Genomic DNA, 14097 nt, shown 5'->3' on the forward strand with positions numbered 1-14097 from the left:
GCTTAAGAGGTTAGCGATCGCCTAATTTTTTAGAGATACCAAATGGGTTCTATAGCAGTTTTTAGCCCAGTGAAATACATAAATTATCGATCCCCCTAAATCCCCCTTAAGAAGGGGGACTTCCAGTTCCCCCCTTTTCAAGGGGGGTTAGGGGGGATCTCCTGACTCCTGACTTTTTCCTAATTTATTTATACCTGTTCATCCGGACATGATATAAGATAAAAAATAATTGTTTGAGAATTCGATAAAAGACTCTAAAGAAAGCGATCGCCACTTTTAAAGATTTTGTTGTCGCAACCAAGTCTCTGCCCAAGTTGCATCATTTTCTGATAATTCCGGTACTGGTTTTTGAGTATAATCTATTTTTAAATCGTAACTGCCAACATCATAAATATTATTTAATAAAGCTTGTAAATCTATAATTGGTTCTGTATCTTCTGGGCGTAATGGTAAAGGAAATTCTGGGATTTTATGTTGGATATTAAAGGCATATAAATCAGCTCTTGGTCGTTGTTTTGCGCGACTAACTAAAATCCGATAATTACCTTGGATATTTTGATTTAAAATAGGCATTCGTTGACCGCGACGCAGTAAATCTATTTCGATAAAATTAGTCAAACTATCTAATATTTTTTCTCGTTTTTCTAGATACATTTCCCTACCTTTTCCACCTCTTTTATTAGAAGGAGATAATATTTCTATAGTAGTTACAACTTCCTTGGTTGCTACTTCTTGAATTTCCAAATATCCTTGGCGAATAGTTATAGGTATTGGCAGAGTTACTGTTATAGGTTTTGTGGAAGTTGCTGTTGCTGTAACGATCGATTCTGTATAATTTGATTCGTTAGTTTGGCTTTGTTTTGACAGGACTGAAACATCAGAAAGACCTACAAGTAAAGATTCTGTATTGTTGTCTTCATACATTCTGACTTCTACAGAAACAAAATATTTTGGACGTAGTTGGGGAGATAATAATTGAGCAAGATTGCTAATTAAAAAGAGATGTAATCCCGGCCATAAATCGGGATGTTCTAAATATGGGTCCATACCAGGAAATGGGGATGGCATAATTTTTTCTCCTTTTATAGTTAGACCTTTCTGTAGGAGCAAACGGCCGTTTGCCCCTACATTATTACATTTCTATCAGACTTGATATTATTTCTTCTTTCGACTTTTTAGAGTAACTAGCAAAACTGGGCGTAACACCCAGAGCAAAAAAGCGACTGCTATAATAATAGCGGTTGGACTATTTCCATTTTCTAATAACGGATTTAGATCTATGGGTAACATATTTGTGCTAGGTTGACTGGTGCAAACTATATCTTCTTTAGGAAACATTTTGTTTTATCCTGTTACTTACATTTCTATCTGAACATGAAATTTTTGTACTTTAAGCAAAGTTTTGACTCACCCTAAAACAAAGTTTTAGCTCACTACTTCTGCCTTGAAAAAAAAGTGAGCTAAAACTGAAACTTAGCTGAATAAAAAATTTACTTTAGAAGATATAAAATTTACTTTGAAGATATAAAAATATAAATATGGCTGTTACTCTCAGAGCTTCTAAAGAGGGGCTAGAAAAGATTGATAAGGCTAGAAGAAGGAAAGGTTGGACAAAAACAGAGCTTGCTTGGTGTCAACTAGCACTAACTTCACAAGCAACTTTAAAACGTTTTTGGCGTAGTCTTCCTATTGAGCGAGATGCTTTTATTAATATTTGTAAGGAAGTAGGAATTAATTGGGAAAAAATTGTGGACGATACTCCTCCCTCTCCTCAAAATTCTACTGTTGAATTTTTTTCTTATGATGATGTTTGGGTTGGTAGAGAAGACCTCATAACTGAATTAACTACAAAGGTTAAAGAGTCTTGTCGCTTACTTATTCTGGTTGGTATTAGTGGTATTGGTAAGACTGCTTTGGCAGAAAAATTGGCGGTGGATCTACACCAAGAATTTTTGCAGGGAGACTGGAGCAAGTTTCGCCAGGAAAATTTTGATAATGAGCAAGAAACTAAAGATTTTCGTAGTGTTGCTATCCGGTGGTTGAAAAAGTGGGGAGAGTCTCTCACTCAAGATGATTATCAAGATGTGGATAGGTTACTCTATAAATTAGTTAATCGTTTGCGACAACATCGGTATCTGATAATTATTGATTCTCTCGAAAATATTTTGGTGGGAAATGAGGATGAGGGATGGAGTGATTTTCAGGATGAGTTGTGGGTGAGATTTTTTGAGCAATTTTTGGCTTCTCCAGAATGTCAAAGTCGCATTATCTTGACTTCCCAAGATTTACCTGGGCAAATTCCGGGACGTTATCAGAATTTCTGGGAGTCTCAACCTTTGACTGGTTTGAGCAAGTCGGAGCAGTTGCAGTTATTCGAGAAAACTGGGTTGGAGGTTGAGGAAAATGCTCCTAACCTACCCTATTTGGAACGTATTGGTAATGCTTACGAGGGTCATCCTTTGGCGTTGCGGGTGATTGCGGGAGAAATTGGCAGCAAACCTTTTAATGGTAATGTGGTAGCTTATTGGAAAAGGTATGGTAATGAATTTGAGGAGGTAGAAAAGGGTATTGAGGAGGCTAAGAGTAGGGGGATAATTGGTGCTGACGATCGGTTTCAGTTGGACAGATATACTCGTCTGTTGCGGAAAAAGGTTAAGTCGCGACTGGAGAAGACTTTTTCCCGGTTGCGGAATGACGCGCTGAATGCTTATCGGTTGATTTGTGCTACTGGAATATATAGATGCGAGGTGCCAGAGAGTTTTTGGTTGAGCCATTTGGAAGAATGGAGTTTTAGTAAGGATGAGCGGGAGGTAGCGTTGCTGACTTTGCGCGATCGCTTTTTGGTTGAGGAAGTAGGAGTTGATGAAAGTGGTGAGATTCTGCTGAGACAACATAATTTAATTCGTAGTGTGTCGTTAGAAAATTTAAAGAGGTTGGATGGGGAAAATGGTTGATTTATCTAAGTCGGGGTCGAAGGTTGAAAGCGATCGGGTAGGAAGAGTTAGTTTGCCTCCTGCTGATTATGTCTTGGAATTATTGAAGCTTGACGCAGATGCTTTGAAGTTAATTGAGCCACCTTCTAAGCGTCACCAATATCGGGCAGTTATTAATTGGGTGACTAACTACAAATGTCCGCCAGAAGTAAATGAGAAATTAGACGTGGTGAAAGGCTATCTGGAAGCATTTTATCATCTTTGTGAAGTGGAAGACTGGGAACGAGCAAAGGAAATTCTTAATATTAAAGTACCGCCAGTTGATGAAAATTTAGACACTCAACTAAGGAGTTGGGGTTACTATGAGGAATGTATTCAACTCTACGGTAGACTATTAGGTAAATTAGACAAAGGTTGGGATGGTATTTGCTTAAATTGTTTGGGTATTGCTTACTCTTTCCTAGGAGAATATCACAAAGCTATCGAGTATTTTCAGCAGAGTTTACAAATAGCCAGGGAAATAGGCGATCTTTCAACCGAAGGTAAGGCTTTGGGGAATTTGGGTATTACTTACCATTCCCTAGGAGAATATGACAAAGCTATTGAGTATCATCAGCAGGATTTACAAATAGCCAGGGAAATAGGCGACCGTTCTGGGGAGGGTATTGCTTTGGGGAGTTTGGGTAATGTTTACGATTTCCTAGGAGAATATCACAAAGCCATGGAGTATTATCAGCAGAGTTTACAAATAGCCAGGGAAATAGGCGACCGTTCTGGAGAGGGTCGTGCTTTGGGGAATTTGGGTAATGTTTACTATTCCCTAGGAGAATATCACAAAGCCATAGAGTATCATCAGCAGCATTTACAAATAGCCAGGGAAATAGGCAACCGTTCTGGGGAGGCTGCTGCTTTGGGGAGTTTGGGTAATGTTTACGATTCCCTAGGAGAATATCACAAAGCCATGGAGTATTATCAGCAGAGTTTACAAATAGCCAGGGAAATAGGCGATCTTTCAACCGAAGGTAAGGCTTTGGGAAGTTTGGGTCTTGCTTACTATTCCCTAGGAGAATATCACAAAGCCATAGAGTATCTTCAGCAGGATTTACAAATAGCCAGGGAAATAGGTGACCGTTCTGGGGAGGGTGGCGCTTTGGGGAATTTGGGTATTACTTACCATTCCCTAGGAGAATATGACAAAGCTATCGAGTATTTTCAGCAGGATTTACAAATAGCCAGGGAAATAGGCAACCGTTCTGGGGAGGGTATTGCTTTGGGGAATTTGGGTATTTCTTACAGCTCCCTAGGAAAACATAACAAAGCCATTGAGTACCATCAGCAGTATTTACAAATAGCAAGGGAAATAGGCAACCGTTCTGGGGAGGGTATTGCTCTATTAAACTGGGGAGAGACTCTGCTCAAGTTAGAAAAGTATGCCAAATCTCTACAATACTCACAAGCAGCATTAGAGATATTTCACCAGATAGGAAAGCGTCATTACCAAGCAATGGTTCTCCAGAACATAGCAGAAACCAATCAACACTTAGGAAATTTAGATGCAGCACGACAGTATTGCGATGAGGCGTTAGCTATTTTCACAGAATTAGGTGTGCCAGAATTGAAAGAATGTCAGGAGTTGCGGGAGGAAATTCAAAAGTTAAAAGTCAAAAGTCAAAAGTAAGAATGTCTTCAAACTCCCTACCAAAATTGGAGTTTTTCCCAATATTGATGGTAAAATATTATTCTCCAAAAAAGATTCCTCTGCACAGATGAGCGATCGCTTTTTGATACACTTAGATTATCCGTTAATAAGAAAATAATATGAGTGGTATCGACCGCGAAATCTATCTGGAAAGTAGAACCAGTTTAATTGATAAGCATCTTCCTGGTACGGAAAAATCCCAAAGAGAATTAGAAACAGAAGGAATAGTCTATCTATTCAGCGATCGCGAAACAATGGAAAGAGTCGCATCTGAAATATTCAAAAGAGGAGAACGCACAGGAGCAGACGATATCGGAGACAAATACGAACGCTATGGATTATTTTTTGCCGAACCAATAGGTTATATACTAAAATCAGATGGAACTCATATTCCTCTTTATTATGGGGAGATAAAAATCAAAAAGACCACAGGTAAATACCATGTCATACCTCGCACAAGACCCCGCACAACCAGATGAACTAACCCAAAAATCTCAATTATCCACAGAATGGGAGTTTGCAGAAATTTGGGTCGATCCTTATCTTTCTCCCCCCTATATTTTAATGCTAATTAAAGAGCAGTCCGGCAAATTTTCTATACAAAATCCAGTGGAAAGCTACAGAACAATCTTTACAGGTGACACCTACGAAGAAGCACAAATGTGGTTGCTTGAGGATGAATACGAGCGAGTAACTGGTCGTTTTTGTCAACCAGAGTAAAAATTCGTAGATTTCCATTATCAAAGAGTTAGGGTTTGGAGACCAAAACAGAAGAGCGATATAGCTGCCGCTAGGCTCCGCCAACGCGTCAGCGGAACGGTGTTCTATCGCTCCCTACTTCCCTTTATGCAAAAAAATGCTATAATCATCAAAATCAATTGATATATCAAATCAAAGCAAAGAAACCGGGTTTGTATTAAATGCACTACCGTAATAACATTAAACTCAAACAAACTTGGTTTCTGATAACACTTCGATTGCCACTGGATTTTTATCATCGGATAATAGTTTTATATTGACTATTTTGCTAAGAATAATTGCTAATTTTTTCTCAAATTTAACCGTTCTTTGTCTGACAAACCTTCTGCTAAAACACTAATATTTTCCACAGGAATATTAACTCTAACCTTCTCACCAATAGCATATTGATTCAGATGAAAAGAATTAATATTTTGTCTGCGGATAACTATCTTAATTTTCTCAGTTAACCGCACAACATAACGAGTATCCGTACCAATATAAACCAGATTTTCTATTATCCCAGAAAAATCTGATTTTCCTGTCAAAGTTGGCGGGGAAATTTCTATTTTTTCCGGTCTGACAACTAAGGTAATAATTGTATCTATTGGCAGATTATGAACAGAGGGTATTAACAATGGCAAATCTTCATCTATTAACACCAAACTTTTATCCTCTTGATGCGCAGTTATTCGCCCAGTTAAAAAATTACTTTCCCCAATAAATTCAGCTACAAAACGAGTTTTTGGTTGTTCATAAATCTCTACGGGAGTTCCCACTTGTAAAACTTCTCCTTGGTGCATAACTGCTATCCGATCAGACATAGTTAAAGCTTCTTCTTGGTCGTGAGTAACATAGATAAAAGTAATACCTAACCTTTGCTGCATTTGCTTTAATTCTAACTGCATTTCTTTGCGTAATTTTAAATCTAAAGCACCTAAAGGTTCATCAAATAATAACACTGCTGGTTGTTTAATTAATGCTCTTGCTAAAGCTACTCTTTGTTGTTGTCCACCAGATAATTGTCGGGGATAACGTTTCTGCATATCTATTAATTTTACTTGAGCCAAAGTATCAGTTACCCGACGATTTATTTCTGGGCGCCGGAGATTTTCCATTTCTAATCCAAAAGCAATATTTTCTGCCACTGTGAGATGGGGAAATAAAGCATAATTCTGAAAAACTGTATTGACTGGGCGATGAAATGGCGGACTATTTCCCATTAGTTTATCTTGAATATAAATTTCTCCAGATGTGGGAATTTCAAAACCAGCTATCATTCTTAATGTGGTAGTTTTACCACATCCAGAGGGACCGAGTATAGAAAAGAATTCTGATTTTTTTATCTGGAGATTGATATTATTTACAGCGATAAATTTTTTTTGATTTTGACTAGGGAATATTTTGGCAATATTGATGAGATTGACTGCTATATTTTCCATTGTAACGAAGAAGGAAGAAGGAAGAAGTAAGAAAGAAGAAGGAAGAAATAATTGATAATTAAAGATAGTTTTCATCATCAATTATCCATTAATTACCAACTCCTAATTTAACTTCAGTCCAAGCTTCATCATATAAAATTGTGGCTTTACCAAGGTCTTGAATATAATTTAGTTTGGCAAATAATTCTGGTGGTGGATAAATAGCAGAATTATTCAGGTCAGTAGCTTCGATTAAACCTTGGTCTTTTGCTGCTTGGTTTGGGGTAGCATACTTAATAAAATTGGAGATTTTTGCTCCTATTTCTGGTTCAAGAATAAAGTTAATAAATTTTTCTGCCAGCTCTTTATTTCTACTTCCTTTGAGAATAACCATATTATCAGTTAAGAGAATACTTCCTTCTTTGGGAATAGCATAACGAAGGTTAGGATTTTCTTTCATAACTTGGAAAACATCTCCACTCCATTCACAAGTTAAATCTACTTCACCTTGGTCTAATAAGTTTTGACCTGTGTCTGGTGCAAAAGCAGCGATCGCCTGTTTATTTTTAATTAGAAAATCTCTTGCTTCGGTAATTTCTTTAGGGTTAGTTGTATTGGGGTTATAACCAAGAGAAATTAAAGCAATAGAAAAGCTACTACGCATATCATCTAATAAGGCGACTCTCCCTTTAAATTTATCGTCAAACATGGTTAACCAACTATTAATTTCACCCCCGGTTGCTTTAATGTTATAACCTATTCCCATTGTGCCCCATTGGTAAGCCAAACTATATTTATTTCCCGGATCGTATGGAGGGTTAATAAATTTATCGTTGATATTTTTTATATTAGGAATATTTTCTTGATTAAGTTCCTCCAGTAGTCCTTCAGATGCCATAATTTTTACCATATAATCAGCCGGAAAAGCTACATCATAACCAGGATTTCCTGGTTTGATTTTGGCATATAGGTCTTCATTACTTTCATAGGTATCGTATTGAATTTTGATATTAAATTTATTCTCAAATTCAGTAATTACTTCAGGTGCAATATATGTTGACCAATTGTATATACTCAGAACATTATTTCCTGAAGTATTGGGATTATTAGTACAAGCAATGGGGAAAATTAATGCAATGCTAAAGAGCAATAAAAAAGTAATTATTTTTTTCATAAGTACCTGAACAGAATTAATTTAATATTTTGGCGGTGGTAGGCAAGAGGTAAAAGGAATATAACCGATTAGTAAATAAACGGCAAATATACAAATAATTTTGTCTACCTACTTAGTTATATCAATGGTGATAAATGTTTTTTACAAATGGTAGGGATGTTGCATGCAACATCCCTACGTCCGAGGGAAGAAGACTCTGGTTATCTAGGAGATACCGAAGTTGGAGTAAATATTGAAAAAAAAGGCAAAAATGATAGAGATAGCTGTCTAAAATGAAACGGTTCAGATAAGACCAAGACTCATAAGGTATGGAATTCTTAGAGTAGCTCTTCAGATTACAGAACTGCAAAAAAATTCTTAACTTAACTGTATTTATCTATAGACTCATCTTCCTTTCCCAGAACTTACGCAAACCAACCAATAAACCGGGTTTATTACCCTAATTATTGTTGTTGAAACCATGAAATTTCGTATTATAACCTGGTTTCTTCGTAAGTCCTATTTCCTTCTTCCCTCTTCCTTATTCGTTATTCCGTTTTTTTCAGTAATTTTAGGCATTTTTTTGATCCCCAAATTTATCAATAAAAAGAGAAGATACTACCAACATTAAAGAAGCTACTAACATTAAAGTTGATATAGCATTAATAGCTGGAGTTACCGAAAATTTAATCATACCATAAACGAATAATGGTAATGTTGTTGAACCGACTCCAGCAGTGAAAAAAGTAATCACAAAATCATCCAATGATAAGGTAAAAGCTAACAACGCAGCACTAAAAATTCCCGGCCAAATTAAAGGTAAAGTAATGCGAAAAAAAGTTCGCCATTCATTAGCACCCAAGTCTAAAGCTGCTTCCTCTAAAGCAGGGTCAAGTTGAGCGACTCGCGCTCTGACAGTTACAACAACAAAAGAGATACTAAATACTATATGACCAATAATTACTGTTGGTAAGCCTAACACTAAACGAATACCTAGAATATTTTCTATTAGCTGAAACCCCAAAGAAAAGAAAACTAATAAGGAAATACCAATAGTAATTTCGGGAATAATTATCGGCAGAAATAGTATGGCCTCTAAAACATTACGTCCGGGAAAACGAAAACGTTCTAATGCCAAAGCAATCATAGTACCAAAAATTGTTGCTAGTAATGTTGAAATTGTTGCTACAAAAAGACTATTTTTCAGCGCATCCCAAATCATCACATCGCTAACAGTATTATCAGTGACTCCTTGTAATAAATTGCCATACCATTTTAAAGTAAAACCTCGCCATACAGCATTAAAACGAGAATCATTAAAGGAGTAAATTACTAAGATAAAAATAGGTAGATAAAGAAAGGCAAAACCCAAGGTCGCATTTAGCCACAAACCAAATTTTCCAAGAGAACGAATGAGTAAATCAACTTTTTTCATTGGAGGCAAGAAAGAAGAGGGAAGAAGGAGTAAATATTGAAAAAAAAGGGAAAAATGATAGATATATTTGTCTGAAATGAATTGGAATAGCTCCTTTTAAGAATATTAAAATTCTCCTTGGATATGAATTACTCCTGCCAAGATAATAAGTTAATAACTTATAGTTGATAGCTGATTCCACGCTGATGTTGTAATATTTTATAGTATGGTTTTAGTCTCCAAATCCCATTTAAGCTTGGGTTTAGACAGCAAACCCCTACAGTTTTTTTCACGAATCATTTCATCTTGCTATAGTTGATAGCTGAATACTTAATTATTTTTCTCTTCTGAGATGCCGAAATAGATGATAACTGGAATTAATACAATCATCATCAATGCAATTGATAATGCCGAGCCAAACGGCCAATTTCTAGCTTTAAGAAATTGATTTTGAATCAGATTTCCTACCATCATTGTTTTTGCACCACCTAAAATATCAGGAGTAATAAAAGCACCAAATGCGGGAATAAAAACCAGTAAACAACCTGCAACTATGCCTCGCGTTGTTAATGGTAAAACTACACGAAAAAGGGTTCGTAAATCATTAGCGCCTAAGTCTTGAGCAGCCTCTAACAAAGAAAAGTTAAAGCGTTCCATTGTGGCATATAACGGTAAAATCATAAATGGTAAGTAGCCATAAACCAAACCAATAATCACAGCAAAGGGTGTAAATAAAAGAGTCAAAGGTTCGTCTGTAATCTGAAAACTTTGTAAGGCAATATTAAATACTCCTTCAGTCCGAAGTAAAACTATCCAAGCATAAGTACGCACTAAAAAATTAGTCCAAAAAGGAATAATTACTAGCATTAATAAAATGTTACGCCAAGGTGGTCTAATTGTGGCAATAAAATATGCTAATGGGTAGCCAATTAATAAACAAATCATAGTTGTAATTAAAGCGAGAAATAAAGACTGCCAAAATATTCCCCAGTATATTCCTTGAGCTAGTCTTTGATAGTTATCTAGAGTAAATTGCCAAATAACACCGCCATAAGTACCTCGTTCTAAAAAGCTATAAATTAAAATAATTACTAACGGGATGATGAAAAAAGCTAATAGCCAGATAGTTGCAGGAAATAGAAGAATTAGTAATTTTTTTAGTTGAGATTTTTCAATATTTGAGGTTAACTGTTTTTTCTGGGGTTGCCACATATTAATTAGCTGATAAGTCAAAGATTATAATTATCAGATAGATATTTATTTGTCAATCAATAAAATTAAAACCATGGCAGTCATTGTTGAGTAGATTTAGGTTTAAAAAAAGGATTAATCTATCTAGTGATAACCTTTCTACTGAGTCAGGGTAAATTAGTATCAGTTAAATACGCTTTTTTGTTTTGGATTTGATCGTTACTTTCAGATCAAAATATATTTACTTGACAAAGATGGAAAATCACTATACCAGTCCTATTTTAGTTATGAAAAAAATCTCTTGGGATGAGGAAAAAAGGGTAAAAGGTTCAGAATTTTAATGTATTTTTTGATTTTTGACAAATTATTTAGAATTGCTACATTACTGGTTTGTGATAACATCAAATCCATTCTAATTGATGGATAGTGTCAAAAATTGGCCATTTACATATTAGTCAACTTATATATATTGACAAAATTACAATTTTGTGTATGCAGACCTAAGTTCTGACATTATACTACTCTGAGGTGTAAAAACTTATTAACTTTAATATATTGACAAATATACAAATTTATACATAGATAACTCCTCAGTGTTTTCATCCCTCAAGTTAATCATACTATGTTAAAGAATATGTAAAATCACTAATATTTTATTTAAAGATTTCATGAAGATATAGGGTATCTTGAAAAATGAAATATATCAACTTTTATATATGTTCATACTGACAATTAATTGGCATGATTGTATAAGGAAAATTTCAAAGCTTTAGTAATCAAAGATAACCTAGCTTCAGTAAAAAATATGAAAAAATTAAGTAAAAATAACCAGGAAGGTATCTGGAAAAAAAATATAGTTAAAACTAAGAGAAAAGGATATTTTAGAAATATACAAGAAGTAAAAGTTGTAGCAACAGTAGCAAATATTGCTCAAGAACCATCTGCATCAAAATCTTTGACATCAAAAGTTTGGGTAGCTTATACTTCCATATAAAGACAATTTTTAGATTGAGTAGGGTGTAGGGTGGGTAAAAAAGTTGCCCATTATAGAAAAATTAATTACTATAAAAGTTTCCAAAAAAATTTGGAAACTTTTTTTATTAAGTCTGTTATTTGGCAGATGAGAAAACAAAATTTATTATAACGGTTTTTACCGGAGGTGAAGTACATCAACTATCCTCCCCGCATCCCCCTTTTTAAGCTATGCTTTTCCGACATAAGATCGAATTCTTTAGAGGATAAGGCAGAGCACGGAGAGGGGGAGGATAGGGAAGTCAAGACAAACCTGCCATCTGTCATCTGAGGATAGAGGTGGCTAAAAGTTAATAACTCAATTTCGCCATTTGATTTCTCTGGCTAGCTACTATAAGCATCTCCCACCCTACAATACTTCTAAGACTTATGGATAAGGGATAGCTTGAAAAAGGGGGGATCTCCAACAGTGTACCTCACACTTACTAGAAAATATTTTATAATTAAAAAAATATAATTAAATAAATTAATAAAAAAACTTGTCTTTTCCTACCCAATGAATTAAACATAAATTTTCTATTATCTTGACTATATTAATTACCTTTTCAGACATAAATTTAACTTTAAATCAGGAGTAGTTATGAGTAATAATAGTTGGGAAAAATATACCTCCTACAATTATTTGAAATTTGATTTTTCCTACTTACTTAAATATATAATTATCAGTCATCAGGTATCAGTTAACTTTTAACTTTTTCCAGGTTTCAGTTTTGCAGATGCCACTATATTTTTAAAATTAGTGGTGCAGGTATTTTGGTGGGTTTGAATCTACCACTACTATGTCTTAAACCTTACCCTTGAGAGCAGGGTTTTGATAACTATTAACTATTACTGACTAAATTTTTGCCTGTAGCAGTGTAAATTAAAATACATGAGGGAAGAGTAGTATTATTTTCAGACTAGGGAAATATCCAAGTTTGTACAGGTTTCTAAAAGTGGCATAGTTAGGATGACCAGAAAATAAGATCTCAACTTTTCCCTCTCAAGGAAATAAGAAAAAGAAAATTCAGTGCTTTAAGGCTCCCTATTCTAAGAGGTACTGTTAACTGATAACTGATAACTGAAATGACAGACATCGAATCAATATCATTATTTACAGAAGAATTGGTAAGAGTTAAGACAGGCAAATCTCTGTCTGACATTGAAAGGGAAGTTCTCAGAGAATCCTTATGTGGCAAAACCTATAGTCAAATAGCCTCGAAATTGGATTACTCAAGAGATTATATTAGTCAAAATGTAGCTCCTAAATTATGGAAGCTACTTAGTATTATTCTGAAAGAAAAAATTAGCAAAAATAACTGCCGTTCCGTACTAGAAAGAAAAATAATCACCTATCAAGGAAGTAGAAAGGAAACTACAAAGACAACTTTAATTAATCTAAATACAATCAAAGATTCAGAAAAATTAGACATTAATGATTGTAAACTACTTGATGGTAGAGTTCCTATGGGTTCTCCTTATTATATAGAACGTGCTGAAGAATTAATCTGTTATTTAGAAATTAATAAACCAGGAGGATTTCTCCGCATCAAAGGACCTAGACAAATGGGAAAAACTTCTCTATTAATGAGAATCATCGCCTATGCTACAAAACAACAATATAAGACAGTGCGATTAAGTTTACAAAGAGTAGATAGTACAGTGAGCAAAGATATCAATAAATTTTTAAGATGGTTCTGTGCTAATGCAACTAGAAAATTACAGTTAGAAGCAAAGTTAAATGAATATTGGGACGAAGATATTGGTAGTATAGAAAGCTGTACTTTCTATTTTCAAGACTATCTCCTATCTATAATAGACAGTCCGATAGTTTTAGCAATAGATGAAGTAGATTATATTTTTCAGTTTCCGGAAATAGCTAATGATTTTTTGTCAATGTTAAATGCTTGGTATGGAGAAGCTAAGGAAGTTAAACTTTGGCAAAGATTGCGGATAGTGTTAGTTAAATCTACGGAAGCTTATATTAGAATGAATATTAATAAATCACCATTTAATATGGGGATAGCTATAGATTTATCACCATTTACTTTAGAGCAAACCCAAGAATTAGCACAACGTTATCAAATTGAATTATTGCCAGCAGAACAAAATAAATTAATGCGATTAGTGGGTGGTCATCCATATCTAATTAACACGACTTTTTATCATATTAAATGTCATAATGCTAGCTTAGAAAGCTTAATTGAAACAGCCGCGACAGATACAGGTATTTATAGTGATCATTTACATAGACATTTACAAAATCTTCAACAATATCCAGAGTTAAAAACAGCTTTTCAACAGGTATTAAGAGCAGTTACTCCTGTAGAATTAGAACAAGCATTAGCATTTAAGTTAAAAAGTATGGGTTTGGTAGTACAACTGGAGGGTAATTTAGTTATGCCTAGTTGTGATTTGTATCGGCGATATTTTTATGATCTGCTTATCAATATATAGCTAGGAAGTTGGGGATATGAGGTTAGGGAAAACAGTTTTTTTAATCTAATTTAATTCGTCGAAAATAAAATTAGTTACTG

General features: G+C 34.7%; 12 protein-coding genes. 6 read left to right on the forward strand and 6 right to left on the reverse strand.

Features of this window, described 5'->3' with window-relative positions:
• Positions 1–276: 276 nt before the first annotated feature.
• Positions 277–1068, reverse strand: coding sequence for a DUF4058 family protein (locus tag ACP6PL_RS14505; protein WP_426545972.1), 792 nt, complete (start codon positions 1066–1068; stop codon positions 277–279).
• An 87-nt stretch (positions 1069–1155) separates the two neighbouring features.
• On the reverse strand, positions 1156–1338 hold the full coding sequence (locus ACP6PL_RS14510; protein ID WP_426545973.1) for a hypothetical protein: 183 nt from the start codon (positions 1336–1338) through the stop codon (positions 1156–1158).
• A 200-nt stretch (positions 1339–1538) separates the two neighbouring features.
• Between ACP6PL_RS14510 and ACP6PL_RS14515 the strand changes: the two genes are divergently transcribed.
• The 4 genes from ACP6PL_RS14515 (at position 1539) to ACP6PL_RS14530 (ending at position 5352) form a co-directional block, all read left to right on the forward strand.
• The gene (locus ACP6PL_RS14515; protein WP_426545974.1) at positions 1539–2954 is read left to right on the forward strand and encodes an AAA family ATPase; all 1416 of its coding nucleotides are present in this window, start codon (positions 1539–1541) and stop codon (positions 2952–2954) included.
• A complete protein-coding gene (locus ACP6PL_RS14520) occupies positions 2947–4611 on the forward strand; it encodes a tetratricopeptide repeat protein (protein ID WP_426545975.1) in 1665 nt (554 codons plus the stop codon). The genes ACP6PL_RS14515 and ACP6PL_RS14520 overlap by 8 nt, the downstream gene beginning before the upstream one ends.
• Positions 4612–4751: 140 nt before the next feature.
• Positions 4752–5111 carry a DUF6972 family protein gene (locus tag ACP6PL_RS14525; RefSeq protein WP_426545976.1) on the forward strand — a complete coding sequence of 120 codons (360 nt, stop codon included), beginning with the start codon at positions 4752–4754 and terminating at the stop codon, positions 5109–5111.
• On the forward strand, positions 5074–5352 hold the full coding sequence (locus ACP6PL_RS14530) for a hypothetical protein (RefSeq protein WP_426545977.1): 279 nt from the start codon (positions 5074–5076) through the stop codon (positions 5350–5352). The genes ACP6PL_RS14525 and ACP6PL_RS14530 overlap by 38 nt, the downstream gene beginning before the upstream one ends.
• Before the next feature lie 320 nt (positions 5353–5672).
• On the opposite strand, the gene ACP6PL_RS14535 is transcribed toward ACP6PL_RS14530, so the two are convergent.
• The 4 genes from ACP6PL_RS14535 to ACP6PL_RS14550 all read right to left on the reverse strand — a co-directional run bounded on the left by ACP6PL_RS14535 (position 5673) and on the right by ACP6PL_RS14550 (position 10570).
• On the reverse strand, positions 5673–6812 hold the full coding sequence (locus ACP6PL_RS14535) for an ABC transporter ATP-binding protein (RefSeq protein ID WP_426545995.1): 1140 nt from the start codon (positions 6810–6812) through the stop codon (positions 5673–5675).
• Positions 6813–6900: 88 nt separating this feature from the next.
• Positions 6901–7965: a polyamine ABC transporter substrate-binding protein gene (locus ACP6PL_RS14540; protein WP_426545978.1), complete on the reverse strand. Its 1065-nt coding sequence runs from the start codon at positions 7963–7965 to the stop codon at positions 6901–6903.
• Positions 7966–8515: 550 nt separating this feature from the next.
• Positions 8516–9379, reverse strand: coding sequence for an ABC transporter permease (locus ACP6PL_RS14545; protein WP_426545979.1), 864 nt, complete (start codon positions 9377–9379; stop codon positions 8516–8518).
• 309 nt (positions 9380–9688) lie between these two features.
• Complete coding sequence (locus ACP6PL_RS14550) at positions 9689–10570, reverse strand: ABC transporter permease (RefSeq protein WP_426545980.1); 882 nt, start codon at positions 10568–10570, stop codon at positions 9689–9691.
• Between the two features lie 784 nt (positions 10571–11354).
• On the opposite strand from ACP6PL_RS14550, the gene ACP6PL_RS14555 reads away from it, so the two are divergent.
• Positions 11355–11543, forward strand: a complete 189-nt coding sequence (locus ACP6PL_RS14555; RefSeq protein WP_426545981.1) for a hypothetical protein — start codon at positions 11355–11357, stop codon at positions 11541–11543.
• Between the two features lie 1103 nt (positions 11544–12646).
• The gene (locus ACP6PL_RS14560; protein WP_426545982.1) at positions 12647–14017 is read left to right on the forward strand and encodes an AAA-like domain-containing protein; all 1371 of its coding nucleotides are present in this window, start codon (positions 12647–12649) and stop codon (positions 14015–14017) included.
• Positions 14018–14097: the final 80 nt, after the last annotated feature.

Source organism: Dapis purpurea BLCC-M126 (genome assembly GCF_050015975.1).
Taxonomy (GTDB): Bacteria; Cyanobacteriota; Cyanobacteriia; order Cyanobacteriales; family Microcoleaceae; genus Trichodesmium.

What these genes read in the sequence shown, in the direction of transcription:
- ACP6PL_RS14555 (WP_426545981.1), top strand. Translation starts at nt 11,355, where the DNA reads ATGAAAAAATTAAGTAAAAATAACCAGGAAGGTATCTGGAAAAAAAAT.
- ACP6PL_RS14540 (WP_426545978.1), bottom strand. Translation starts at nt 7,965, where the DNA reads ATGAAAAAAATAATTACTTTTTTATTGCTCTTTAGCATTGCATTAATT.
- ACP6PL_RS14510 (WP_426545973.1), bottom strand. Translation starts at nt 1,338, where the DNA reads ATGTTTCCTAAAGAAGATATAGTTTGCACCAGTCAACCTAGCACAAAT.
- ACP6PL_RS14550 (WP_426545980.1), bottom strand. Translation starts at nt 10,570, where the DNA reads ATGTGGCAACCCCAGAAAAAACAGTTAACCTCAAATATTGAAAAATCT.
- ACP6PL_RS14535 (WP_426545995.1), bottom strand. Translation starts at nt 6,812, where the DNA reads ATGGAAAATATAGCAGTCAATCTCATCAATATTGCCAAAATATTCCCT.
- ACP6PL_RS14505 (WP_426545972.1), bottom strand. Translation starts at nt 1,068, where the DNA reads ATGCCATCCCCATTTCCTGGTATGGACCCATATTTAGAACATCCCGAT.
- ACP6PL_RS14515 (WP_426545974.1), top strand. Translation starts at nt 1,539, where the DNA reads ATGGCTGTTACTCTCAGAGCTTCTAAAGAGGGGCTAGAAAAGATTGAT.
- ACP6PL_RS14560 (WP_426545982.1), top strand. Translation starts at nt 12,647, where the DNA reads ATGACAGACATCGAATCAATATCATTATTTACAGAAGAATTGGTAAGA.
- ACP6PL_RS14525 (WP_426545976.1), top strand. Translation starts at nt 4,752, where the DNA reads ATGAGTGGTATCGACCGCGAAATCTATCTGGAAAGTAGAACCAGTTTA.
- ACP6PL_RS14530 (WP_426545977.1), top strand. Translation starts at nt 5,074, where the DNA reads ATGTCATACCTCGCACAAGACCCCGCACAACCAGATGAACTAACCCAA.
- ACP6PL_RS14520 (WP_426545975.1), top strand. Translation starts at nt 2,947, where the DNA reads ATGGTTGATTTATCTAAGTCGGGGTCGAAGGTTGAAAGCGATCGGGTA.
- ACP6PL_RS14545 (WP_426545979.1), bottom strand. Translation starts at nt 9,379, where the DNA reads ATGAAAAAAGTTGATTTACTCATTCGTTCTCTTGGAAAATTTGGTTTG.